We start from the raw sequence: 22,297 nt of genomic DNA on the forward strand, positions 1-22,297 counted from the left end.
AACTCGGTGGAGCGATGCTCGACGAACATGTCGAACTCCTCGAACGATCCCTTGTCGAGCAGGAGCTCGATGCGCTCCCGCGCCGTCAGCTTGCCGCGGGCGTGCTGCGCCTCGATGCGCTTCTCGCCGCCGCCGAGCTTTGCACCGGCACGACGATCTTCAAGGGCATCCAGGATATGTTTCATTTGCTCCCGCCAGTTCTTAAGCCTTAAGTGACCTGGGTTCTAACACGGCATTTTGCAGGGCGGGAAGCGGCTTTCGGTGCCGCAGGGCTGCCCTGCCGCAGCGTGAAAGCGCAAGGAATTCCAGAGTTTTGCCCGGGAGACTAGCATGAGCGAAGCAACGGCCGAGACCGGCGCGGCAACGGGCGGCGTCAAGATCCTGCTGCGGCTGGAAGGCCTGACCTTGTTTGCTGGGATGGTGGTGCTCTACTGGGCCTGGGACGGCTCCTGGACGGTGTTCGCCCTGCTCTTCCTCGTCCCCGATCTCAGCTTCTTGGCCTATCTTGCCGACGCCAAATTCGGCGCGCTGGTCTACAATGCTGCCCACAGCTACATGGCGCCGGTGGCGCTGCTGACGCTGGGCTTCGGCGTCGCCTCGCCCCTCACCTTGTCCATCGCCTTGATCTGGCTCGCCCATATCGGCATCGACCGGGCGTTGGGCTACGGCCTGAAATATTCCGCCGGCTTCGGCTTTACCCATCTGGGGCGGATCGGCCGGCAGAGCCGCACCTGACCCGCGCGCGATTTGGCGGCGGATGGCCGTCATTTTGTCACGCCGCGCCGGTTGACCGGGTCCGCCGATTCAGGCTTGCTCACGTCACGATCAGGCGCCGAATGTTGCGTGAGCTCAGTCGGTACGGCGGCGGTCATCACGTCCGGCTGCAAGCAAGCATCGCCCATGTCCGCCACGGTCGTTCCCCTGCCTCCGAACAGCGCATCCGACACCACTGACTTCCTGCGGCGAATGGCCAGCATGGTGTCGGGACGGAATGGCGAGATGCTGCTGCGCGCGGCCAGCCTGATCGAGTCGCTGACGCAGCGGGCGATGTCGGCCGAGCGGCTGTTTCACGAACAGCAGGAAGAGAGCAAGCGCCATGCCGAGCGGCATCAGGCCGTCGAGCTTGCCTCCAACGCCATGGTCAGCCAGATCGCCGCGCTGCGGACGCAGCTTGCCGAAGTCACCGCGGCCGCCGCCGCCGAACGGGCCGCGTTCGACACCGAGCGCGGCAAGCTGCTCGGCCTGATGCGGGATGCCGAAAACCACATCGGCAAGCTCACGACCGAGCTCGATAGCCTGCGCGCCTCGGTCGACGCATTCAACGAGACCGTCGTCTCCGTGCCGATCGAGGTGCTGCGGTTGGCGCGGACCCAATTCGACTATCTCTCCAGCGGCTTTGCGCGGAAGGGCGACGTGATCTCGCAGGCAATGAGCGAGATCGGCGGCTTCGCCATCGACCAGGCGCTGACGGTAAAGCAGCCGACCGACAAGGCGTGATGCGCCCGCGCGCAAATTGACAGCGCGCACGCTCGTTGATCTACTTCCTAAAAATCACAAGGGAAGATCCCATGCCGACGGCATTCCGCGTCGTTGCAGCGCTCATCGCGCTTTGCGTTTCAACTGCGCTCGCCGGCGCCCAATCGCTGCCGAAGGAAGCCGCGGCTCGAGTCGAGATCTTCCCGATCCCGTCACTCACCCTATCCGACCAGCAATTTCTCAGCGGCGATGCAACCGCCGGTAAACCGGTCACGGTCGCCGGCGAATTCCGCGTCGCGCAGGGGGCAGGCAAGATGCCGGTCGTGGTGCTGATGCACGGCTCGAGCGGCGTCGGCGCCACCACTGAAGCCTGGGTGCACGAATTCAACGCCATGGGCATCTCGACCTTCGTGATCGACGGCTTTACCGGCCGCGGGCTCACCGTGGTTGGACCGAACCAGGCCCTACTCGGACGGCTCAATCTCATCATCGACATCTATCGCTCGCTGGAGATTTTGGCGAAGCATCCGCGCGTCGATCCCGATCGCATCGTGCTGATGGGCTTTTCGCGCGGCGGCCAGGCGACGCTCTATGCGAGCCTCGACCGCTTCCACAAGCTCTGGAACAAGTCCGGTTTGCAGTTCGCGGCCTACATTCCGTTCTATCCGGATTGCTCGACCACGTATCAGACCGACACCGAAGTCGCGGCGCGCCCCATCCGCATCTTCCACGGCACGCCTGATGATTATAACCCCGTGAGGAGCTGCAAGGCCTTCGTCGAGCGGCTCAAGACCGCGGGCCGCGATGTCGCGCTGACCGAATACCCCGACAGCGCACACGGCTTCGACAGCGGCCTGCTCGGCGTCAACACGGTGACGGTCTCGGCCAACGCGCAGACCGTGCGCAACTGCCATATCAAGGAAGGCGACGGCGGCGTGCTGATGAACGGCGATACCAATGCGCCCTTCACCTACAAGGATCCTTGCGTCGAGCTCAACCCACATGTCGGTGGCAATTCGACGACGGCTGCGGAGTCGCGAAAAGCAGTGGTGGAATTTTTGCAGGCGTTATTCAAGTTGGGGTAGCAGCCCTACACTCCGTCAGTGCGAGCGCAGCGAAGCAATCCAGAGTCCCTCCGCAGAAAGATTCCGGATTGCTTCGCCGCGCTCGCACTGACGCATGGAGAGATGCGCGCCAGTGTCGTGTGTCAGCGCCCCCGGCCTGACATGCGCAGCACGAACACCAGCACCTCAGCTACAGCCTTGTAGAGATCGGGCGGAATCTCCTCGCCGAGCTCGACCTTGGAGAGTGCGCCGGCCAGCACCTCATTCTCCTCGATCGGGATATCGTGGGCCTTGGCGATCTCGACGATCTTGGCACCGATCGTGCCCTTGCCCTTGGCGACGACGACAGGCGCGCCAGAGCCCTTCTCGTAGTGCAGCGCGATCGCGAGCTTGGATGGATCGCTCATGTGGCGCGATCCAGGAAATGGCCGGCGCGAGCGGGTGCCTGCTGCGGCGGTGTGCCGTCGCGCACCACGATGTCGCCAGGCTTGAGGTCCGCTTTGGTCAGTGCCTGATTGAGCTCACCGATCCCGGCGCGGAGCTGCTGTGCCGTCGCCGGCCGCTCGGCCCACATCCGCACAAAGGTCTTGTCGCCGTTGAGTGTGATCAGCGCGTGCACGGGACCGCTGGGCTCGACATTGAGCGTAAAGCGCGCGCGCCAGGCGCGCTTGGCGGGATCTGGCGTTTCATTGCCGCCATCGCGCGAAATCTCGAATTGCGCCATCGCGGTGCCCTGCGGGGTCGCAAATGGAATCTCGAAATTCCACTGCGGCACGGTCGGATCGACGCGATGCCCGCCGGCGTCGGTGCGGTCGGGCAGCGACGCCACCTGCAGCAGGGTCTGCCGCGCGATCGCGGCATCCGTCTCGTCGAGCAGCCGACGTACGGTCGCAGCGAGCGGCGCGTCCGGCGCGAGCGATGGCAAAGCGATCGGTTGCGACGACGGCAGTGCGCCGCGGAACGGCGGTGGCGTCGTGGTACGCGCGGCCGCTTCGAAGACGTGGCTGTCGGGCACGGCCTTGTTCGAGCCCGGCACATTGCCGGTCATGCGCGGCAGGCTTTGCGTGACCTCTTGCAGCAAGGTCGCGGCAAGACCCGCGGAGATGGTTCGCGGGAGGGCCGCCTGCGGCGTTTCGCGGGCCGTGCCTGCCAACACGACGGCCGTAGGCACAGCTTCGCGCGGCAATTGCGCGGGTTGGGCAACCCCCGCCTCCGGCGATGGCAACGCCGCCTGCGCAGCTTCGCCCGTCACCCGCAGCGCTGAAGCTGCAATCTGCGATGTGGCCGGAAGGCTGGACGGCAGTGCGATGCTTGGCGCTGCGACTTGTGGCGCGGCGGTCTCGAGCGCGCCCGATGTCGCCGCCAGCGTCTGGCGCAGCACCAGCAGCGCCGCCTTCAGGTCCGGCACCGGGCCTGACGGCAGCGTCGCGCCGGACGCAAGCGAGGCCTCGAGAAACAGGCCCGACTTCTGAAAGGCGGATTCGATATCGCCGCCATCGAGGGCGGTATTGAGCGGCGTCTGTTGCGCCAGCACGTCCAGCACGGCCTGCTTCAGGCCAGCAGGCAGATCGCTGCCGGTGACGACCGAGGCCAGATTGGCGAACAGCGGCGCCTGGCTGCCCTGCTTGGTTACGGCCTCGGCAGAAGCAACCGTAACGGCAACCTGCTCGGCCGGCGTCAGGGGATTGCGGACCGCGGTCGCGGATGGCGCAAGCGGCGGGCCGTCAACCAGCGAGGCCGCCGCCGGCGTCAGCGTGACCTGATCGGCGCTTGCCTCGCCTGCGCCGTTGACGACGGCAAGCCGGATGGTGCCGTCGTTCTGCGACACCGCGAGCTGGAGGTTTTGTCCTGGTGTCAGCGACACCTCCGACATCACGTCCATCGACAGATTGGCGATCGCAATCCGCACCAGATTGTCCGCGAGCACGCTGACAACCCTGGCATCGACCACGCTTCCGGCCTGAAGCACAAGATCAGGCGTCGTCGCATCAGCCACGGGGCTGGCGGCACTGACGGGAAGGATCGAGCTTATCGGCGTCGGCATCTCGGGGGCCCGGACATCTGGCCCCCACCCTAAGGCTCCGTCGTAAACCTCTCGTTAAGGACCTTTGACCGGGGCCGGATTAACGGCAGCCAGCACAGTCACGGCGGCCTCGAAGTCCCTGAGGCGCGTGGCCCGGCGGGCGGCCGCCTCCTCATCCACGCCCCATTGGTCGATGTTCCAGTCCTCATCGACGTGGGCAGCGGCCCAGACCTGGTCGGCGTCACGCACGCCATGGGCCAGGGCCAGCGCCAACAGCGCCGAGCCGGTTAGGGTCGTCACCACATGGAGGGCCGCGACCGACCAGGCATCCACCGGCAGCGCGGCGCGGGCAGCCCGGAGCGCCTCGTCCGGTTGCTTCACATGCATGATGCCTTCAGAGAGGATGAAATGCGCCCCCAGCGCCTCCGCGGCCCAGAACAGCACGGGGTCCCAGTGCTCGGTCTCGCGGGCGACCAGCCCCTCGGGATGGCCGGCACGATAAAACAGCAAATCCGTCTCGAAGTATTTCGCGAGGTCATCGGTGACGAGGTCGACGCGATCGACGACGCCCTCAACCACGCTGTTGGCGATCCGCGTCAGCGGCATGGTCACTGGATCGATCGCCTCGCCCTGGGCGGCCCATTCCGCGGCCACCGCATCGGCGAGCGTCCGCGAAGGTATCACCACCTGGCGGGCGGAGGGTGTGCGGATCGGCTTGCCGTCGAGCGTGATGGCAAAACCGCCCTCGGCCTCGGTGGCGCCGGCCTCCTTGTAGAAGCGCTTGCGCTGCGGTGTCCGTGCCGACGCGCGCGCCGATTCCCGGGGATCCGGCGGCGGCTGGCTGGCTGCATCTTCGAACAATTCGCGCATGTGAGTTTTCGGTCCCGGTCGCTGGATGCTAGGCTTTTAAAGTAAGACTTGCGGCCGATAAAGCGAGCGGCGGGCATGAGGGAACTTGCGGGGATTGTGGCCCTGTTCACCGGGCTTTGGCTGGCCGCGGCCGAAGCCGGCTTTCGCACCCCGGAATCGCTGATCCGTAACGTCTACGCTTATTACGGCGAGGGTGCGCCGGAGCTGTCCAAGGGCCTGCCGCGGGACGATGCGACCACCCGGCAATTCTTCGACCCAAGCCTGCGCAAGGCGTGGTCCGCGCCGCGCAGCGAACCCTATGATTTCCTGGTGCAGAGCCCGAGCTGGAAGCTCGGCGCGATCACGATCGCAATCGTCCGCAGGCAATACGACAAGACCTATGTGGCTGCGAATTTCGACAATCGCGGCCGGAAGGTCACGCTGAACTTCATCCTGGTCAACGGTCGCGAGGGCTGGCTGATCACGGATGTCGAAAGCCCGCATGACAGTTTGCGGATGTTTCTGGAGCAGTTTCGGAATTAGCCACCGCTGTCATGCCCCGGCTTGACCGGGGCATCCAGTACGCCGCGGCTTCTCGGTTCAACCACAGCCGTCTCTGGAATACTGGCTCGCCCGGTCCTGATCCGCAATTGCGCACAAGGCCGGGCGACGACATCGGAGAATGTGGCTACTCCTCCGGCGCGTTCTCGATCGGATCGAACCGGCTTGCATCCAGTCCGAGCAGATTCCAAGACTGCTGCATGTGCGGCGGCAGCGGCGCGGTCGCGTCGATCACGCCGCCGCGCGGATGCGGGATGACGATGCGGCGCGCGAGCAGGTGCAGCCGGTTCTGCAGGCCGCCCGGCAGCTGCCAGTTCTCGATGTTGAAATATTTGGGATCGCCGACGATGGGATGGCCGATATGGGCCATGTGGGCGCGCAGCTGGTGAGTACGACCCGTCACGGGCTTCAATGACACCCAGGTCAGCTTGTTGCCGGCGGTCTCGACCACCGCGTAATAGGTCACCGCGTGGCTGGCGCCCTCGTCGCCATGCTGGGCGATGCGCATGATGGTATCGTCCTCGCTCTCCTCCTTGGCAAGGAATGTCGAGATGCGGCCCTGCTTCGGCTTCGGCAGGCCCGGCACCAGCGCCCAATAGACTTTTCGTGCCGAGCGCGAGCGGAATGCCCCGGTCAGATGCGAGGCGGCAAAGCGCGTCTTGGCGATCAGCAGGCAGCCAGAGGTCTCGCGGTCGATGCGGTGCACGAGACGCGGCTTCTGGCCCTTGGAATCGCGCATCACCTCGAGCATCTGGTCGATGTGCCGCGTCATGCCCGAGCCGCCCTGCACGGCGAGTCCGGCGGGCTTGTTCAGGACGAGGACGTCGTCGTCCTCGTAGATCGTCATCTCCTTCAGCGCCTTGAGCGTCTTCTGCGCGGCCTCCGAGAGCTCGCCGACAACCTTCGGCGCGTCGAGCTTGAGCGGCGGAATGCGAACGCTCTGGCCCTCCTCCAGGCGATCCTTGCTGTCGACGCGCTTGCCGTCGACGCGCAGCTCGCCTTTACGCACGACGCGCTGAATGTGGGAGAACGACAGGCCGGGAAACCGCGCTTCGAGAAAGCGATCGACGCGCATATTATTCTCGTCAGCCGTCACCGTGACGGTCTGCACCTTGGTCGGCAACAGCGCCTCGACGGACTTGGCCGGCGCGGCCCTTTCCACTTCAGCCCTCTCGAGCTTAGCCTTGGGCGGACGCCGCTCGGCGCGCTCGCCCGCAAAGCGCGGCGGCTTGCCACCCGGGCGCGGCCCAGCCTTCTTCGCGCTCCGCGCCTTGAATGGACGCGATTCCTTGCGCTCATCGCGGTCCCGAGGCTGCGGGTTCATTCTCTTGATGCGACGACTCATGCGGTTTTTCCAAGCTTTCGTGTCGACTGCGCGTTGGCGCGGCGGGGCAGCGACGCAACTTTCGCGCCCACCTCTTTCTCCGCCAGTCGCAGCTCATATTGCTGTTGCAGGTTCATCCAGAACTGCGGACTCGTACCAAACCAGTGGCCCAAGCGCAGGGCCGTATCGGCGGTAACGCCGCGCTGTCCGTTGATGATACCGGTGATGCGATTGACCGGCACGTCGATCTGGCGCGCCAGCTCGGCGGCGGTAATGCCGAGTTCGTGCAGCTCTTCGGCAAGCTGTTCGCCGGGATGAATAGGCGTGCGGGGCATAAACTTCCTTCAGTGATAGTCGATGATCTCAACATCGATTGGACCGGGCGATCCCTCCGGCCAACCGAAGCAGATTCGCCATTGATCGTTGATCCGGATCGAGAACTGTCCAGCGCGATCGCCCTTTAGGGATTCAAGTCGATTGCCGGGCAATGCCGCCAAATCGGCCGGACTGGTCGCCGCGTCTAACCTGTCGAGGAGCGTCTCTGCCTGCCTGGCAAATCCTGTGAATTCCTTGACGTGCTGGCCAGCGGCAAATCGCTCGGTGCGCTTGTCGCGGTAGCTGACGATCATTGCCTAAATCTAAGCAGGATTTACGAGTTACGTAAATAGTAAACTTGATCGAAGCGCCTACTTTCCACCCCGCTCCTTGCGCAGCTTGGCCCAATAATCCAGCCGCTTGCGGATCTCGCGCTCGAAACCGCGCTCCGGCGGGTCGTAGAAGGTCTGGCGCCCCAGAGCCTCCGGGAAGTAGTCCTGGCCGGAAAAGGCATCGGGGGCGTCGTGATCGTATTCGTAAGCTGCGCCATAGCCCTCGGACTTCATCAGCTTGGTCGGCGAGTTCAGGATGTGCTTTGGTGGCAGCAGAGAGCCGGCCTGTTTTGCGACCTGCATCGCCGAGCCGAAAGCCGTATAGACCGCGTTCGATTTCGGCGCGGTGGCAAGATAAACGACGGCCTGCGCGATCGCGAGCTCGCCCTCGGGATGGCCGAGGAAGTCGAAAGCGTCTTTCGCCGCATTGGCGATGACCAGCGCCTGCGGATCGGCAAGCCCGATGTCCTCGACCGCCATGCGCACGACGCGGCGGGCCAGGAACAGCGGATCCTCGCCGGCGTCCAACATGCGGGCAAGGTAATACAGCGCCGCATCGGGATCGGAGCCGCGCACCGATTTATGCAGCGCCGAGATCAGATTGTAATGGCCGTCGGCGGATTTGTCGTAGATCGGCGCCCGGCGTTGCAGGATATCCTGCAGCTGCGCAGCGTTGAAGATCTCGTCCGCCCGCGCCGAACGCCAGACCTCTTCGGCGAGCGTCAGGGATGCGCGGCCATCGCCGTCGGCCATGCGCACCAGCACCGCCCTCGCCTCCGCGTCGAGCGGCAGCTTGCGGCCCTCGACTTGCTCGGCATGCACGAACAGCTTTTCGATCGCGGCGGCGTCGAGCGAGCGAAACACCAGCACGCGCGCGCGAGACAAAAGCGCCGCGTTGAGCTCGAAGGACGGATTCTCCGTGGTGGCGCCGACCATCACCACGGTGCCGTCCTCCATGACAGGCAGAAACGAATCCTGCTGGGCGCGGTTGAAGCGATGCACCTCGTCGACGAACAGCAGCGTGCCCTTGCCCATCTCGCGGCGCGCACGTGCGGCATCAAACGCCTTCTTGAGGTCCGCGACGCCGGAGAACACCGCCGAGATCTGCTCGAAATGCAGATCGGTGGCATCCGCCAAGAGCCGCGCCACCGTGGTCTTGCCGGTGCCGGGCGGGCCCCAAAACACCAGAGAACCGAGCGTGCGCGTCTCCAGCATGCGTGTCAGCGCGCCGTCGGGGCCAAGGATATGATCCTGGCCGACGACCTCCGACAACGCACGCGGCCGCAGCCGGTCCGGCAGCGGATGCGGGGCCTCGTGATCGAGCCCCGCCGCGGCAAAGAGAGTTGGCGTCTCCTGTGGTCGCTTCGGACTCATCCGCCCAGCGTAACGTTGATCTGCTGACCGCCGCGCACCAGCGCGATACGCCAGAGCCGTGGCTGCTCCTTGGCGGCTTTCTCCAGGTCGCTGGTCTTGGCAATCTTCTGGTTGTTCACGGACAGGATGATGTCGCCCTTCTGGAAGCCGACATTTTGCGCCGCCGTACCATCGCCGATGTCGGTCATGACGACGCCCTCGGTGTCGGCATCGAGATGCAGCTCGTCGGCCACCGCCGGCGTGATGGTGGAGATCCTTGCGCCCTGGAACGGCGAACGCGTGGTGATGACGAGCTCATTGCGGCCGCTGTCCGGCGCGGTCTCGAGCGCGATCGCCAGCTTGAGCGGCTTGCCGCCGCGCTGCACGTCGATCTGCGCGGCACCGCCGAGTGGACGGGTGGCGAAACGGTAGTCGAAGGCGTTGGGATCATCCACGACCTGGCCATCGATGCCGGTGATGAGATCGGACGACTTCAACCCGGCCTTCGCCGCAGGACCGTTGGGAACGACGCTCGCGACCAGTGCGCCGGTCGGCGAACGCAGGCCGAGGCTCTCGGCGATCTCGGGCGTCACCGCCTGCAGCTTCGCACCGAGCCACGGCCGCTTCACCGCCGTGCCGCCGCTCTTGGCGGAGGCGACGACGACGCGCACCATGTTGGCGGGGATCGCAAAGCCGATGCCCTGCGAGCCACCGGAGCGCGAGTAGATCGCAGTGTTGATACCGGCGAGCCGGCCGTTCATGTCGACCAGCGCGCCGCCGGAATTGCCGGGATTGATCGCAGCGTCCGTCTGGATGAAGAACTGGTAGTCGGTGATGCCGACCTGCGTACGCGCCAGCGCCGAGATGATGCCGTGCGTCACGGTCTGGCCGACACCGAAGGGATTGCCGATCGCCATCACGACATCGCCGACCATCAACTCATCAGAATTGGTGAATTCGAGCGCCGGAAACTTCTCCTTGGTGTCCTTCAGACGCAGCACGGCGAGATCGCTGCGGGAATCCTTCAGCACGATCTCGGCCTCGAACTCGCGCTTGTCCGACAGCGACACCTTCACCTGGTCGGCGCCCTCGATGACATGGACGTTGGTGACGACGAGCCCGGACGCATCGACGATCACGCCCGACCCCAGCGACCGCTGCACCTGCTCCTGCTGCTGGCCCGGCACACCGAAGAAGCGGCGGAAGAGCGGATCGTCCAGCAACGGATTGCGGTTCTGCACCACCTTGGCGGCATAGACGTTGACGACCGCCGGCTGCACCCGCTGCACGATCGGCGCATAGGACAGCCGCAGCTCGGCCTGCGACGACGGCACGCGACGGTCCTGCGCGGCAGTCGGATTGAAGTGGGCCGAAAAGGCTATGCACAATGCCGTGACGACGGCAGTCGGGATCGATCGAAACATTCCTACCTCTTGGAAAAGACGCCGGAATATAGGCGCGTTCGCCCTCCAATAGAAGGGCGCCGAGCGGCAATATTCAGCCCTCCTCCGGCGCTTCGGGCGCACAAGCTTTGCGTGCGGAATCACAATTTGCTTGGGGCGGTGGATTGGCATGATGCCCGTCATCCTGCATTCTCATCCCGGGCGGATTCGGTTGCGGCGAATTGGCATCAGTGGGAACCGCGCAGCCGAACGCACATCGTCGCGGGGCAGTCATCGATCGCTTCTAGGCTCTCCCGTTCTCGACTTGGGGAAGTTCGTCAAACGATGGAGTCATGACGTGAGCAAAACAAGGATTGCAGTCACGGCGATTGGTCTCGCCGGTGCGCTGGCGGCCTCACAGGCCCAGGCCCAATCGGCAAGCAACAGCGAGCAGGAAATCGCGCTGTTGAAGCAGCAGTTGAAGATGCTGGAGCAGAAGCTCGACAAGCTTCAGAACCAGACCGCCGCAAACACGGCGGCCACGGCGAAAGCCAGAGCCGATGCGAAGGCCGAGGCCAAGGCTGAAGCGCGCTCGGAGGCGAAGGCTGCCGTCGCAAACGCCAACGCGGCAATTCCGGTCAAGGGCCCGGTAGCCCCGTCCGGCGTCGTGGTGACGATGCCGAACAACCGGCCGACCATCTGCACTGCAGACGAGCAGAACTGCGTTGCCATCACCAGCCGCGTGCACTGGGACGTCGGCGGATACAACTACCGTCCCGACACGGCTTCAACAGTGCCGCAAAAGCTCGACAGCGGCGAGAACGTCCGACGTGCGCGTATCGGCATCGTCGGCAAGTTCTTCGGCGATTGGAATTACGCCTTGATCTACGACTTTGGCGGCACGGCCGACGGCTTTGGCGGTACCGGCGCGGCCGGCGCGACCTCGGTCGGCTTCCTCCCGGGTGGCGGGACGTCGGGCATCGAAAACGCCTATCTGAGCTACACAGGGCTCAAGCCGTTCGGCGGCAAGATGGCGATCGAAGCCGGCGTGATGGACATCCCCTGGACGCTCGACGAATCCACCAGCTCCAACGACATCATGTTCATGGAGCGCGCCTCGGCGGGCATCATCGCGCAGAACATCGCGGCCGGCGACTTCCGCTCGGCCGTCGGTACCCGCTGGTGGAATGACCAGCTCTGGATGGGAGCCTACGTCACCGGACCGACCACGGGCCAGATCCACTCCGCCTCCAGCGTCTCCCCGCCCGGCACCAGCGAGCAATATGGTGCGGTCGCCCGCATCGCCGGCAACCCGATCAGCGGCAACGGCTATTCGGTGCATATCGGCGCCGACGCCGAATGGCTGATCCAGCCGCCGCGCAATCTGGTGACGCAGGCGCAAACGCTGACGCTCAGTGACCGGCCGGAGCTGCGGATCGACCCGACGACGCTGATCTCGACTGGCGCGATCGCGAACGTCTCAGGCGCCCAGGTCTACGGCGTCGAGGCGGCCGCGACCTATGGCTCCTTCATCGCACAGGGCGAATATTACTGGTTCAATGTCGACCGCACGGCGAATACGGGTCTGCCGCCGGTCGGCGCGTCGAGCCTGAAATTCGATGGCGGCTACGCGCAGGTCGGCTACGTCCTGACAGGCGAGAGCCGCGCCTACAATCCTGCGACGGCCTCCTACGGCGGCATCAAGCCGGCCAATCCTTTCTCACTCGCCGGTGGCGGCTGGGGCGCCTGGGAAATCGCCGGACGCGTGAGCACGATGAACCTGAACGATCAGCTCGCGACCGCGGCCGGCATCGCGGGTGGACGGCAAACCATCTACACCGCCGCGCTGAACTGGTACGTCAACAACAACGTTCGCTTCATGCTGGACTATCTGCATGGCGATATCTCCAAGCAGGCGAGCGCCACCTCCGCGGTGAATGCGGGCTCGACGTTCAATGCAGTGGCGATGCGCACGCAGGTCGCGTTCTGAGGCTCGACACCTCTCCCATTGGGAAAGGTCGCGCCGAAGGCGCGGGTGAGGGGTTACGCACGATAGAGGATAGCGGCGCCCCCTCACCCGAATTGCTTCGCAATTCAGCCTCTCCCCGCTGGGGAGAGGTAAAGAACGCCGGCGTCCTTCAAATATTCACGCCGCCCGCTTCGGCTTCTTCACGACCACCGGCGGCGGCGCACAGGACAGCCGCTGCTGATGACTCTCGCCCCAGGCCTTGAGGATATCGATCACCGGCTTGAGGCTCTCGCCAAGCTCGGAGAGGCAGTATTCGACGCGCGGCGGCACTTCGGCATAGACCTTGCGAACGACAAGCTTGTCCTCCTCCAGCGCGCGCAGCTGTTTCGTCAGCATGCGCTGGGTGATGCCGGGCATCCGGCGGCGCAGTTCGCCGAAGCGCTGGGTGCCGCTCTGCAAGTGATAGAGGATCACGCCCTTCCATTTGCCGTCGATCAGGTCCAGCGTCGCCTCGACCGAGCAGCCCGGACGCCGGGCAAAATTGCGCCGTTTCATCTATGTTTTCCCAATAGTATCCAAACAGGGACTATATCCCCGAATTTACAGTACTTGCCAAACGGGAGCCAGAGCGACAGTTAGGGTGGCAGGCGAATACGCCATCTGATGGAGACAAGTCATGAAGGCCGTCGGCTACAAAAAATCGCTTCCGATCGAGGATCAGGACGCGCTGATCGATTTCGAGACCGCCAAGCCAGAGCCCAAAGGACGCGACATCCGCGTTGCCGTGAAGGCAATCTCGGCCAACCCGGTCGACTACAAGGTGCGCAAGCGCGCCGCCCCGCCCGAGGGCGAGACCAAGATTCTCGGCTATGACGCCGCCGGCGTGGTCGATACCGTCGGCCCGGAGGTCTCATTGTTCAAGCCTGGCGACGAGGTGTTCTATGCCGGCTCGATCCTGCGCCAGGGCACCAATGCCGAATTCCATCTGGTCGACGAACGCATCGTCGGCAACAAGCCGAAATCGCTTTCGTTCGCGCAGGCCGCCGCCCTTCCCCTCACCTCCATCACCGCCTGGGAATTGCTGTTCGACCGCCTCGGCGCGGTCCCCGGCAAGAGCGTCGATCCGCGCACGCTCTTGATCACCGGCGGCGCCGGCGGTGTCGGCTCGATCCTGATCCAGCTCGCCCGCCGCCTCACCGGTCTCACCGTGATCGCGACTGCGACGCGGCCGGAGTCGCAGAAATGGTGCCTCGATCTCGGCGCCCATGCGGTGATCGATCACGGCAAGCCGATGAAGGAGCAGATCGAGAAGCTGAAGCTGCCGCCGGTCGCACTGGTGGCGAGTCTCACCTTCACGGATCAACACTACAAGGGCATCGCGGAATTGATGGCGCCGCAGGGCCGCTTCGGTCTGATCGACGATCCCCCGGAATTCGCCATGAGCACCTTCAAGGGCAAGGCGCTCTCGGTGCACTGGGAATCGATGTTCACGCGCTCCTCGTTCCAGACACCCGACATGATCGCCCAGCATCATCTGCTCAACGACGTCGCCGACCTCATCGACAAGGGCGTGCTGCGCACTACGCTCGATCAGACCTTCGGCACGATCAACGCAGCCAATCTCAAACGCGCGCACGCGCTGCTCGAGAGCGGCAAGTCGCGCGGCAAGATCGTGCTGGAGGGGTGGTAAATATGACCGCGTAGGGTGGGCCCACCCACCCTACGCGATCTCCCCAGATCACTGCTTCTGGGCTGCGGCCTGAAGCGCCTTCCAGTCGAACTTGTCCGCCAGCGCCAGGGCCTCTTCCTCGGCCAGGCCCTCATAGGCGAAATTGAACATCGCGTTCTTGTCGAGTGCCACCATCAGGTTGCCCGACTTGTCCTTGGTGTTGAAGGCCTTCAAAACGGGCACGCCGCGCACGGTCGTCGTGACCATATGCCCTTCCGGCGTCTGGAGATTCATGCCGCTCTGAAGCGGAGCCAATGCGCCCTCGGCGCTCTGGCCCACCATGATGATGGCATGAATCTTGGCCCCGCTGCGCTCGTAGTCACGGGTCGCAGTCGTCATGCTGGTGTCGGACATCTGCATCGACATGCCGTCCGCTTTGCCGCCCTGCCATCCACTCAGATCAACCAGAAGGGGCAGGAAGCGCTGAAACGGCTGGTCGGCCTTCGCGATGCCATGCGGCAAGATCGTTGCAAGGGCCAAGAACACAAACAAAAACAAGTATCGCGGTCTGAACATCGGTTTCCCCCGGAGGTTGAACGCCGGAAGATAGGGTTCCATTCATGGCGCGATAAAGGCGGCGCGCCCCGCGCGCCTCGCCTTCCCGGATGAGCAGATGTCGCCGGCTAGGCGATCGTATTGACGATGCCGCCTTCTGCGCGAAGCGCCGCACCGTTGGTGGCGGAGGCTTCCTTGGAGGCGACGTAGACCACCATATTGGCGATCTCGTCGACGCTGGCAAAGCGCTGGATCAGCGAGCTCGGACGGTGCTGCTTGACGAAATTGGCGGCGGCCTCGTCGACCGACTGACCGTTCTGCTTCGCGAGATCCCTCACAAAGGTCTCCACGCCCTCGGACATCGTCGGGCCAGGAAGCACTGAGTTGACGGTAACGCCGGTGCCGCGGGTGAGCTGCGCGAGGCCTCGCGCGACCGCGAGCTGAGCCGTCTTGCTCATGCCGTAGTGAATCATCTCGACGGGAATGTTGAGCCCTGACTCCGAGGAGATGAAGACGATGCGGCCCCAGTTGCGCTTGAGCATACCCTTCATATACGCACGCGACAGCCGCACGCCGCTCATCACATTGACCTCGAAGAAGCGGCTCCAGTCCTCGTCCGGAATGTCGAAAAAGTCTTTTGGCTCGAAGATGCCGGCATTGTTGACGAGGATGTCGACGTCCGGGAGCGCCGCCACGAGCGCGGCGCATCCTGCCGCGGTCGAGACGTCGGCGGCGATGCCGCGAACCTTGGCACCCGTCCCTTCCAGCTTGCGCACGGCCGCATCGACCTTGTCCTGGCCGCGCCCGTTGATCACCACGCTCGCGCCCGAGCCCGCAAGGCCCTTGGCGATGGCGTGGCCAATGCCGGCGGTCGAGCCGGTCACGAGGGCGGTCTTTCCGGAAAGGTCGATCTTCATAATCATCTCCATTGATGCTGAAGCGGATATCGTGCGCTGCACCGGCAGGCGCAATCACTGCTCACCGACGCGTGAGTATCTGTCACCGCAATAACGGACTTGTAGGGCGGGCAAAGCGCAGCCGTGCCCACGACTTCGTCGCTATTAGAGTGAGATGGCGGGCACGGCGCTTCGCGCCTTTGCCCCACCCTACGGCAGCTATTTCTTGGGCGGCAGCGTTCTAACAAACGCGACGATGGCATCGAGATCCTGCGGCGTCATGCTGGCATAAGCAGCATATGCCATCGGCGGCTTGAGCTTGCGACCGTCACGCGCAATGCCTTGCGCAATCGCACGTTTGATTTCGTCGTCGCCCCACTGCCCGAGGCCCGCCACGGGATCTGAGGTGATGTTGGGTGAGACGGACTCGCCCCATGGGCCCTTGAAGGTGCGACCGCCTTTGCCGGTCGCCGCGGTGAAATCGTGCACGGCGGACGGGCCTTCCGGCGTGTGGCATTCGAGGCAATGGGCGATGGTGAGCAGATAGCGCCCGCGCGCGAGCTTGTCGGAGAGTTCCTGCTCGCTCGCCTGCTTGCCGGCATAGGTCGGCATCTCCGGCTTCAAGGCGATCCTGTATTCCGGCGCCGGCATCTCGCGGCGCACCGGCGACACCGCGCGCAAGTAAGCCGCGAGCGCGTCGAGATCGTGGGCCGTGAGCACCGTGTAGAACGCGGTCGGCATGATCGGCGCGACCTTGGTGCCGTTCGGCCTGACACCGCTGACGAGGAAACGCTTCAGCTCGGCATCGCTCCAATTGCCGATGCCGGTGTCCTTGTCAGGCGTGATGTTGGAACCGGAGACCTTGAAGGCGGGCACGTCAAAAACCTGACTGCCGCCGGAGAGTGCGCGCGAGAGGTCGAGCCCTTGCGGCCCGCGCGGCGTGTGGCAGTTGTGGCAGACCATCACGCTATTGACGAGATAGGCGCCGCGCTCGGCCAGGGTCTCGCCCATGGCCGGCGAGGTCAGCAGCACGAGCGCAGCGGCAATCGCAGTCCTCATCAGATCCCCCAGACAAAAACCGTCCCTGCAAAATCATCGTGCGCGGCATGAGAAAATGGCCGTGTCATACAAAAAAAGCGGCGCCCTTGGGCGCCGCTTTCTGAAAACTTCATGCCGTCCGGCTTACGCCGCCTCGGCTTCCTTCGCCTGCACCGGACCCGAGTCCTGGCCCTTGGCATCGACGTCGCGGTCGACGAACTCGATCACGGCCATCGCGGCGTTGTCGCCGTAGCGGAAGCCGGCCTTGATGATGCGGGTGTAGCCGCCCTGGCGATCCTTGTAGCGGGGCGCCAGCACGTCGAACAGCTTCTTGACCTGGTCCTTGTCGCGCATCTCGGAGATAGCCTGACGGCGCATCGACAGGCCGCCTTTCTTGCCGAGGGTGACGAGCTTCTCGACGATCGGACGAAGCTCCTTGGCCTTGGGCAGCGTGGTGACGATCTGCTCGTGCTTGATCAGCGCGGCCGCCATGTTGGCGAACATCGCGCGGCGGTGCTCGGCCGTGCGGTTGAGCTTCCGATGAACCTTGCCGTGACGCATGTGTGTAGTCCTTACTTAAAACTGCCGCGACGGTTCGTCGGACATGTTGCTCAGGTGGGCTGCCTGCGTTCGCCCAAATAGCGACTGGCGAATGGCGAGTAGCGAGTTGTTATTCGCTATTCGCCACTCCCAATTCGCCAAACTCAGTAGTGATCCTCGAAGCGCTTGGCGAGCTCGTCGATGTTCTCCGGCGGCCAGCCAGGCACTTCCATGCCGAGATGCAGACCCATCTGGGCCAGCACTTCCTTGATCTCGTTCAGCGACTTGCGGCCGAAGTTCGGGGTGCGGAGCATTTCCGCTTCGCTCTTCTGCACGAGGTCGCCGATGTACACGATGTTGTCGTTCTTCAAGCAATTGGCCGAACGCACCGACAGCTCGAGCTCGTCCACCTTCTTGAGGAAGGCCGGGTTGAAGGCGAGGTCCGGGATGATCTCCTGGGCGACTTCCTTGCGCGGCTCTTCGAAGTTGACGAACACGTTGAGCTGATCCTGCAGGATGCGGGCGGCGTAAGCCACCGAATCATCGGGCGAGATCGCGCCGTTGGTCTCGATCGTCATGGTCAGCTTGTCGTAGTCGAGGATCTGACCCTCGCGGGTGTTCTCGACCTTGTAGGAGACCTTGCGGACCGGCGAGTACAGGCTGTCGACCGGGATCAGGCCGATCGGCGCATCCTCGGGACGGTTGCGCTCGGCGGGCACGTAGCCCTTGCCGGTCGAGACCGTGAACTCCATGCGGATCTCGGCGCCCTCGTCGAGCGTGCAGATCTGCAGGTCCGGGTTCAGCACGGTGACGTCGCCGACGGTCTGGATGTCGCCGGCGGTGACGACGCCCGGGCCGCTCTTCTTCACGACCATGCGCTTGGGGCCTTCGCCCTGCATCTTGATCGAGATGTCCTTGATGTTCAGCACGATGTCGGTGACGTCCTCACGAACGCCAGCGATCGAGGAGAACTCGTGCAGCACGCCGTCGATGTGCACCGACTGCACCGCCGCGCCCTGGAGCGAGGACAGCAGGATGCGACGCAGCGCATTGCCGAGCGTCTGGCCGAAACCACGCTCGAGCGGCTCGGCAACGATGGTCGCGAAACGCGAGGGGTCGCCGCCGGGCGTGACCTGGAGCTTGTTCGGCCGAATCAGTTCTTGCCAATTTTTCTGGATCGTCACTGTTTCACCCATACAGGCCAGTCGATTTGAAAATTCAAATACTGGCGTTGGAGAAAGGCCGCAGATCAATCCCGCGGCTTCTTAAAAAACGCTTTGCGGGCGACGATGCGCCCGCAACTTCGTATCAGACGCGCCGACGTTTGCGCGGACGGCAACCGTTGTGCGGGATCGTGGTCACGTCGCGGATCGAGGTGACGGTGAAGCCCGCGGCCTGCAGCGCGCGCAGCGCCGACTCACGGCCCGAACCGGGACCGGCGACCTCGACTTCCAGCGTGCGCATGCCGTGCTCCTGCGCCTTCTTGGAGACGTCCTCGGCGGCGACCTGCGCGGCATACGGGGTCGACTTGCGCGAGCCCTTGAAGCCCATCGTGCCGGCGGAGGACCAGGCAATCGTATTGCCCTGCGCGTCAGTGATGGTGATGGTCGTGTTGTTGAACGACGAGTTCACGTGCGCAACGCCGGAGGCGATGTTCTTGCGCTCACGACGGCGAACGCGGGTGGCTTCCTTGCCCATTGATGACCTTTCCTGGAGATCTCAAACGCCGCCGTAATGCCAGCGGCTACACCTGTGAAAATGCGAGTGGCGAATGGCGAGCAGCGAATGAATCCATTCGCCACCCCCAATTCGCCATTCGCGTCGAATTACTTCTTCTTGCCGGCGATGGCCTTGGCCGGGCCCTTGCGCGTACGCGCATTGGTGTGGGTGCGCTGGCCGCGCACCGGCAGACCGCGACGATGACGCAGGCCGCGATAGCAGCCCAGGTCCATCAGACGCTTGATGTTGATGCCGACTTCGCGGCGCAGATCGCCCTCGACGAGATAGTCGCGGTCGATGACTTCGCGGATCTGGAGCACTTCAGCATCGCTGAGCTGATTGACGCGACGATCCTCGGGGATCTTCACCTTTTCGAGGATCTCACCAGCGATCTTCTGGCCGATGCCATGGATATACTGGAGCGCGATCAGGACGCGCTTGTTGGTCGGAATGTTCACGCCGGCAATACGGGCCACGGCCTTCTCTCCTGTTGCCGATCCCTCGTCAGGAATCGGGCTTTAAGTGCTTATGTTTCTCGGGCAGGTGTTCACAAACGCGAACACGACGCCCACCCCCTGGTCTTCCTGGGGCCCGGCATCGTTTGAAACTATCCGACTTGGATGCGGGGCTTATTAAGGGATTCAGGGGGCTTACGTCAACCGCCGCTAGCGTTTAGCTCGCTTTTTCGTGACCTTTTTTGGTCCCGTCTTCGAACCTTTTTTGACGGCCTTCTTGACGGCCTTCTTGGCGGTCTTTTTGACGGCTTTCTTGACCGTCTTCTTGACGGTCTTCTTGGCCGCCTTTTTGGCGCCTTTCCCGGCTTTTTTCGCGGGTTTGGCTGGTTTTGCAGCCTTCTTGGCCGCTTTCGCCGGCTTTTTCGCCGCTTTCTTGGCTGCCTTGGCCTTTTTGGCCGCCTTCTTGGCAGGCGCCGCCTGGGCCGCGCTGCGGGCATGTGTCTTGGGCTCGACCGCGCCCAGCGCCAGCAGCTGGCGGTGGACGGCGCGGGTGACCTCGTCGATGGCCATCATACCGTCGATGGTCGAGAGCTTCCGGCGCTCGGAATAGTAGTGAATCAGCGGTTCCGTCTGGCTTCGGTAGCTGGCGAGTCGGCGGGTCAGGACCTCCGGGGTGTCGTCGACCCGGACCTCCTCCCCGCGCTCGCGCATCTGGGCAACACGGGTCTCCACGCGGCTCAGCAGCGCGCTCTCGTTGACGCGGAGCTCGATCACGGCGTCAAGCTTGAGGTGCTTGTGGCGGAGCAGGTCATCCAGCGCCTCGGCTTGCGGCACGGTGCGCGGGAAGCCGTCGAGGATAAAGCCGTTCTTCGCATCCGGCTGATCGATGCGGTCGGAGATGATCCCCACCACGACCTCGTCCGGAACGAGCCCGCCGCCAGCCATGATCTCCTTGGCCTTCAGCCCGACGGGCGTCCCGGCCGCAACCGCTGCGCGCAACATCTCGCCGGTCGAGAGCTGAACGATGCCATAGCGCTGCACCAGCAGCTGCGCCTGGGTCCCCTTGCCCGATCCTGGCGGTCCCAGAAGTATAATTCTCATCGGCGTACGCCCCCCGGATTGGTGAGCGATACGTCGCGCACCATTGTTTGAAACTTCAGAAACAGTGCAAATCATAATCAGCGCCGCACCGCTACCCATATCATAGGGGAGCAAATGCCCGGACGCCAAGCAGAGCTTTGAAATCAGTGATTGCGCTGCAGTGAAGCAGCTCTGCCGATGCGAGCGGAAGGTTGTCGATCGCTTTCCGCAGGCGCCTCGCGCGGCGAATCGGCGGCGCAGGCGCGCCGCCTCGAGAGGACGCCGCGGCTCTACCTGCGGCGGCCCCGCAGCTTCGACTTACGGATCAGGCCTTCATACTGATGCGCCAGCAGATAGCCTTGCACCTGCGCCACCGTATCCATGGTAACGCTGACCACGATCAGCAGCGAGGTACCGCCGAAGTAGAACGGCACCGAGGCGTAGGAGATCAGGATTTCCGGAATCAAGCAGACGATCGCCAAATAGATCGCGCCGAGCACGGTGATACGCGACAGCACGTAGTCGATATATTCAGCGGTGCGCTCGCCCGGACGGATGCCCGGAATGAAGCCGCCATGCTTCTTCAGATTGTCCGCTGTCTCGGTCGGGTTGAACACGATCGCGGTGTAGAAAAACGCGAAGAACACGATCAGCGCGAGATAGAGGATCAGAAACAGCGGACGGCCGTGGCCGAGCTGGGTCGTGATCCACTGAAACCATTCCGGCCCGCTGCCCGCGTTGAAGTTCGCAACCGTCGTCGGCAAGAGCAACAGCGAGGACGCGAAGATCGGTGGGATCACGCCGGAGGTGTTGAGCTTGAGCGGCAGATGCGAGGACTGGCCCTCGAACATCTTGTTGCCGACCTGGCGCTTCGGATACTGAATCAGGAGCCGGCGCTGCGCACGCTCCATGAACACGATGAAGGCGATCACGGCGACCGCCATCACGATCACGATCAGGATCAGGCCGGTCGACATCGCGCCCTGACGGCCGAGCTCGAGCATATTAGCGAGCGCCGCGGGCAGCTCGGCGACGATGCCGGAGAGAATGATCAGCGAGATGCCGTTGCCGATGCCGCGCGAGGTGATCTGCTCACCCAGCCACATCAGGAACATGGTGCCGCCGGTCAGCGTGATCGCGGTGGAGAGGCGGAAGAACATGCCGGGATCGCTGACGACATTGCCGGCGCCTTCGAGGCCGACGGCGATGCCGTAGGACTGGAACGCGGCCAGAATCACCGTCAGGTAGCGGGTGTACTGGTTCAGCGTCTTGCGGCCCGCCTCACCTTCCTTCTTCAAGGCCTCGAGCTGCGGCGAGACGGTGGTGAGGAGCTGGATGATGATCGAGGCCGAAATGTACGGCATGATGTTCAGCGCGAAGATCGCCATGCGGTGGATGCCACCGCCGGCGAACATGTTGAACATGCCAAGGATGCCGCCTGCCTGCGACTTGAACACCTGCTCCCAGATGTTGGGATCGATGCCCGGCAGCGGGATGTAGGTTCCGAGCCGGTAAACGAGCAGCGCACCCAGGGTGAACCAGATGCGCTTCTTCAGTTCGTCGGCCTTGGCAAACGCGCCGAAATTCAGGTTGGCTGCCAGTTGTTCCGCTGCTGAGGCCATTTTGGACTTTCTCCCGCCGCCTTTTGCGCCGTCATACCCGCGGCCGGGCTATTCTAGCGGACGCCGGACATTATC

The 22,297-nt window shown here is 64.0% G+C and carries 25 protein-coding genes; 6 read left to right on the forward strand and 19 right to left on the reverse strand.

The annotated features are described in order from the left end of the window. Positions 1-185 (reverse strand): carboxyl transferase domain-containing protein (locus tag JQ587_RS08795; RefSeq protein ID WP_283815604.1); only part of this gene is annotated, 185 nt, incomplete at its 3' end. 145 nt (positions 186-330) lie between these two features. Between JQ587_RS08795 and JQ587_RS08800 the strand changes: the two genes are divergently transcribed. The 3 genes from JQ587_RS08800 (at position 331) to JQ587_RS08810 (ending at position 2,561) form a co-directional block, all read left to right on the forward strand. Continuing rightward, a complete protein-coding gene (locus tag JQ587_RS08800) occupies positions 331-735 on the forward strand; it encodes a DUF4260 domain-containing protein (protein WP_212301580.1) in 405 nt (134 codons plus the stop codon). A gap of 165 nt (positions 736-900) precedes the next feature. Beyond that, positions 901-1,497 carry a hypothetical protein gene (locus tag JQ587_RS08805; protein WP_212425053.1) on the forward strand — a complete coding sequence of 199 codons (597 nt, stop codon included), beginning with the start codon at positions 901-903 and terminating at the stop codon, positions 1,495-1,497. A gap of 71 nt (positions 1,498-1,568) precedes the next feature. Then, positions 1,569-2,561 (forward strand): dienelactone hydrolase family protein, encoded by a 993-nt coding sequence (locus JQ587_RS08810; protein WP_212425054.1) that lies wholly within the window; start codon positions 1,569-1,571, stop codon positions 2,559-2,561. 122 nt (positions 2,562-2,683) lie between these two features. Here JQ587_RS08810 and JQ587_RS08815 read toward each other — a convergent pair whose 3' ends face one another. From JQ587_RS08815 to JQ587_RS08825, 3 genes are read right to left on the reverse strand one after another with little or no spacing between them, the layout of a single operon-like run. Beyond that, on the reverse strand, positions 2,684-2,947 hold the full coding sequence (locus JQ587_RS08815; protein WP_212425055.1) for an EscU/YscU/HrcU family type III secretion system export apparatus switch protein: 264 nt from the start codon (positions 2,945-2,947) through the stop codon (positions 2,684-2,686). Further along, positions 2,944-4,584, reverse strand: a complete 1,641-nt coding sequence (gene fliK / locus JQ587_RS08820; RefSeq protein WP_212425056.1) for a flagellar hook-length control protein FliK — start codon at positions 4,582-4,584, stop codon at positions 2,944-2,946. Before fliK ends, JQ587_RS08815 begins: the two co-directional genes overlap by 4 nt. A gap of 54 nt (positions 4,585-4,638) precedes the next feature. After that, positions 4,639-5,433, reverse strand: a complete 795-nt coding sequence (locus JQ587_RS08825) for an ATP12 family chaperone protein (protein WP_212425057.1) — start codon at positions 5,431-5,433, stop codon at positions 4,639-4,641. A gap of 75 nt (positions 5,434-5,508) precedes the next feature. Between JQ587_RS08825 and JQ587_RS08830 the strand changes: the two genes are divergently transcribed. Next, positions 5,509-5,955 carry a hypothetical protein gene (locus JQ587_RS08830; protein WP_212425058.1) on the forward strand — a complete coding sequence of 149 codons (447 nt, stop codon included), beginning with the start codon at positions 5,509-5,511 and terminating at the stop codon, positions 5,953-5,955. Positions 5,956-6,100: 145 nt separating this feature from the next. On the opposite strand, the gene JQ587_RS08835 is transcribed toward JQ587_RS08830, so the two are convergent. From JQ587_RS08835 to JQ587_RS08855, 5 genes are read right to left on the reverse strand one after another with little or no spacing between them, the layout of a single operon-like run. Then, positions 6,101-7,318, reverse strand: a complete 1,218-nt coding sequence (locus JQ587_RS08835; RefSeq protein ID WP_212301586.1) for an RluA family pseudouridine synthase — start codon at positions 7,316-7,318, stop codon at positions 6,101-6,103. Continuing rightward, positions 7,315-7,632: a HigA family addiction module antitoxin gene (locus JQ587_RS08840; protein ID WP_212301587.1), complete on the reverse strand. Its 318-nt coding sequence runs from the start codon at positions 7,630-7,632 to the stop codon at positions 7,315-7,317. The genes JQ587_RS08835 and JQ587_RS08840 overlap by 4 nt, the downstream gene beginning before the upstream one ends. A 9-nt stretch (positions 7,633-7,641) precedes the next feature. Beyond that, on the reverse strand, positions 7,642-7,926 hold the full coding sequence (locus tag JQ587_RS08845; protein ID WP_212425059.1) for a type II toxin-antitoxin system RelE/ParE family toxin: 285 nt from the start codon (positions 7,924-7,926) through the stop codon (positions 7,642-7,644). 57 nt (positions 7,927-7,983) lie between these two features. Next, complete coding sequence (locus JQ587_RS08850; RefSeq protein WP_212301589.1) at positions 7,984-9,318, reverse strand: replication-associated recombination protein A; 1,335 nt, start codon at positions 9,316-9,318, stop codon at positions 7,984-7,986. After that, positions 9,315-10,721, reverse strand: a complete 1,407-nt coding sequence (locus JQ587_RS08855; RefSeq protein WP_212301590.1) for a DegQ family serine endoprotease — start codon at positions 10,719-10,721, stop codon at positions 9,315-9,317. The genes JQ587_RS08850 and JQ587_RS08855 overlap by 4 nt, the downstream gene beginning before the upstream one ends. Before the next feature lie 316 nt (positions 10,722-11,037). Here JQ587_RS08855 and JQ587_RS08860 point away from each other — a divergent pair, with 316 nt between their 5' ends. Continuing rightward, a complete protein-coding gene (locus JQ587_RS08860) occupies positions 11,038-12,669 on the forward strand; it encodes an OprO/OprP family phosphate-selective porin (protein ID WP_212425060.1) in 1,632 nt (543 codons plus the stop codon). A gap of 156 nt (positions 12,670-12,825) precedes the next feature. Here the strand turns inward: JQ587_RS08860 and JQ587_RS08865 are convergent, their stop codons facing one another. Beyond that, complete coding sequence (locus tag JQ587_RS08865; RefSeq protein ID WP_212425061.1) at positions 12,826-13,203, reverse strand: winged helix-turn-helix transcriptional regulator; 378 nt, start codon at positions 13,201-13,203, stop codon at positions 12,826-12,828. Positions 13,204-13,324: 121 nt separating this feature from the next. Between JQ587_RS08865 and JQ587_RS08870 the strand changes: the two genes are divergently transcribed. Beyond that, positions 13,325-14,338 (forward strand): zinc-binding alcohol dehydrogenase family protein, encoded by a 1,014-nt coding sequence (locus JQ587_RS08870; RefSeq protein WP_212425062.1) that lies wholly within the window; start codon positions 13,325-13,327, stop codon positions 14,336-14,338. A 48-nt stretch (positions 14,339-14,386) separates the two neighbouring features. Here JQ587_RS08870 and JQ587_RS08875 read toward each other — a convergent pair whose 3' ends face one another. The 9 genes from JQ587_RS08875 to secY form a co-directional block, all read right to left on the reverse strand. Then, entirely contained in the window at positions 14,387-14,893 is a 507-nt protein-coding gene (locus JQ587_RS08875) for a hypothetical protein (RefSeq protein WP_212301822.1), read from the reverse strand. A 107-nt stretch (positions 14,894-15,000) separates the two neighbouring features. After that, positions 15,001-15,789 carry an SDR family NAD(P)-dependent oxidoreductase gene (locus JQ587_RS08880; RefSeq protein ID WP_212425063.1) on the reverse strand — a complete coding sequence of 263 codons (789 nt, stop codon included), beginning with the start codon at positions 15,787-15,789 and terminating at the stop codon, positions 15,001-15,003. 198 nt (positions 15,790-15,987) lie between these two features. Then, positions 15,988-16,827: a c-type cytochrome gene (locus JQ587_RS08885; RefSeq protein ID WP_212425064.1), complete on the reverse strand. Its 840-nt coding sequence runs from the start codon at positions 16,825-16,827 to the stop codon at positions 15,988-15,990. Positions 16,828-16,950: 123 nt separating this feature from the next. Next, entirely contained in the window at positions 16,951-17,367 is a 417-nt protein-coding gene (gene rplQ / locus JQ587_RS08890; RefSeq protein WP_057745449.1) for a 50S ribosomal protein L17, read from the reverse strand. 143 nt (positions 17,368-17,510) lie between these two features. Continuing rightward, positions 17,511-18,542 (reverse strand): DNA-directed RNA polymerase subunit alpha, encoded by a 1,032-nt coding sequence (locus tag JQ587_RS08895; RefSeq protein ID WP_212301596.1) that lies wholly within the window; start codon positions 18,540-18,542, stop codon positions 17,511-17,513. 112 nt (positions 18,543-18,654) lie between these two features. Continuing rightward, positions 18,655-19,044 carry a 30S ribosomal protein S11 gene (gene rpsK, locus JQ587_RS08900; protein WP_007603045.1) on the reverse strand — a complete coding sequence of 130 codons (390 nt, stop codon included), beginning with the start codon at positions 19,042-19,044 and terminating at the stop codon, positions 18,655-18,657. A gap of 128 nt (positions 19,045-19,172) precedes the next feature. Next, positions 19,173-19,541, reverse strand: coding sequence for a 30S ribosomal protein S13 (gene rpsM, locus JQ587_RS08905; protein ID WP_014494511.1), 369 nt, complete (start codon positions 19,539-19,541; stop codon positions 19,173-19,175). Positions 19,542-19,730: 189 nt separating this feature from the next. Then, positions 19,731-20,621, reverse strand: a complete 891-nt coding sequence (locus JQ587_RS08910; RefSeq protein ID WP_212425333.1) for an adenylate kinase — start codon at positions 20,619-20,621, stop codon at positions 19,731-19,733. 269 nt (positions 20,622-20,890) lie between these two features. After that, a complete protein-coding gene (gene secY / locus JQ587_RS08915) occupies positions 20,891-22,222 on the reverse strand; it encodes a preprotein translocase subunit SecY (RefSeq protein WP_212301597.1) in 1,332 nt (443 codons plus the stop codon). Between the last annotated feature and the right edge of the window lie 75 nt (positions 22,223-22,297).

Origin of the sequence: Bradyrhizobium manausense, assembly GCF_018130615.1 — a bacterium.
In the GTDB taxonomy this organism is placed as follows: domain Bacteria; phylum Pseudomonadota; class Alphaproteobacteria; order Rhizobiales; family Xanthobacteraceae; genus Bradyrhizobium; species Bradyrhizobium manausense_A.

Bases quoted from the DNA above. Each gene is read 5' to 3' on its own strand.
- JQ587_RS08800 (WP_212301580.1), top strand. From the start codon at position 331: ATGAGCGAAGCAACGGCCGAGACCGGCGCGGCAACGGGCGGCGTCAAG.
- JQ587_RS08805 (WP_212425053.1), top strand. From the start codon at position 901: ATGTCCGCCACGGTCGTTCCCCTGCCTCCGAACAGCGCATCCGACACC.
- JQ587_RS08810 (WP_212425054.1), top strand. From the start codon at position 1,569: ATGCCGACGGCATTCCGCGTCGTTGCAGCGCTCATCGCGCTTTGCGTT.
- JQ587_RS08815 (WP_212425055.1), bottom strand. From the start codon at position 2,947: ATGAGCGATCCATCCAAGCTCGCGATCGCGCTGCACTACGAGAAGGGC.
- fliK (WP_212425056.1), bottom strand. From the start codon at position 4,584: ATGCCGACGCCGATAAGCTCGATCCTTCCCGTCAGTGCCGCCAGCCCC.
- JQ587_RS08825 (WP_212425057.1), bottom strand. From the start codon at position 5,433: ATGCGCGAATTGTTCGAAGATGCAGCCAGCCAGCCGCCGCCGGATCCC.
- JQ587_RS08830 (WP_212425058.1), top strand. From the start codon at position 5,509: ATGAGGGAACTTGCGGGGATTGTGGCCCTGTTCACCGGGCTTTGGCTG.
- JQ587_RS08835 (WP_212301586.1), bottom strand. From the start codon at position 7,318: ATGAGTCGTCGCATCAAGAGAATGAACCCGCAGCCTCGGGACCGCGAT.
- JQ587_RS08840 (WP_212301587.1), bottom strand. From the start codon at position 7,632: ATGCCCCGCACGCCTATTCATCCCGGCGAACAGCTTGCCGAAGAGCTG.
- JQ587_RS08845 (WP_212425059.1), bottom strand. From the start codon at position 7,926: ATGATCGTCAGCTACCGCGACAAGCGCACCGAGCGATTTGCCGCTGGC.
- JQ587_RS08850 (WP_212301589.1), bottom strand. From the start codon at position 9,318: ATGAGTCCGAAGCGACCACAGGAGACGCCAACTCTCTTTGCCGCGGCG.
- JQ587_RS08855 (WP_212301590.1), bottom strand. From the start codon at position 10,721: ATGTTTCGATCGATCCCGACTGCCGTCGTCACGGCATTGTGCATAGCC.
- JQ587_RS08865 (WP_212425061.1), bottom strand. From the start codon at position 13,203: ATGAAACGGCGCAATTTTGCCCGGCGTCCGGGCTGCTCGGTCGAGGCG.
- JQ587_RS08870 (WP_212425062.1), top strand. From the start codon at position 13,325: ATGAAGGCCGTCGGCTACAAAAAATCGCTTCCGATCGAGGATCAGGAC.
- JQ587_RS08875 (WP_212301822.1), bottom strand. From the start codon at position 14,893: ATGTTCAGACCGCGATACTTGTTTTTGTTTGTGTTCTTGGCCCTTGCA.
- JQ587_RS08880 (WP_212425063.1), bottom strand. From the start codon at position 15,789: ATGAAGATCGACCTTTCCGGAAAGACCGCCCTCGTGACCGGCTCGACC.
- JQ587_RS08885 (WP_212425064.1), bottom strand. From the start codon at position 16,827: ATGAGGACTGCGATTGCCGCTGCGCTCGTGCTGCTGACCTCGCCGGCC.
- rplQ (WP_057745449.1), bottom strand. From the start codon at position 17,367: ATGCGTCACGGCAAGGTTCATCGGAAGCTCAACCGCACGGCCGAGCAC.
- JQ587_RS08895 (WP_212301596.1), bottom strand. From the start codon at position 18,542: ATGGGTGAAACAGTGACGATCCAGAAAAATTGGCAAGAACTGATTCGG.
- rpsK (WP_007603045.1), bottom strand. From the start codon at position 19,044: ATGGGCAAGGAAGCCACCCGCGTTCGCCGTCGTGAGCGCAAGAACATC.
- JQ587_RS08910 (WP_212425333.1), bottom strand. From the start codon at position 20,621: ATGAGAATTATACTTCTGGGACCGCCAGGATCGGGCAAGGGGACCCAG.
- secY (WP_212301597.1), bottom strand. From the start codon at position 22,222: ATGGCCTCAGCAGCGGAACAACTGGCAGCCAACCTGAATTTCGGCGCG.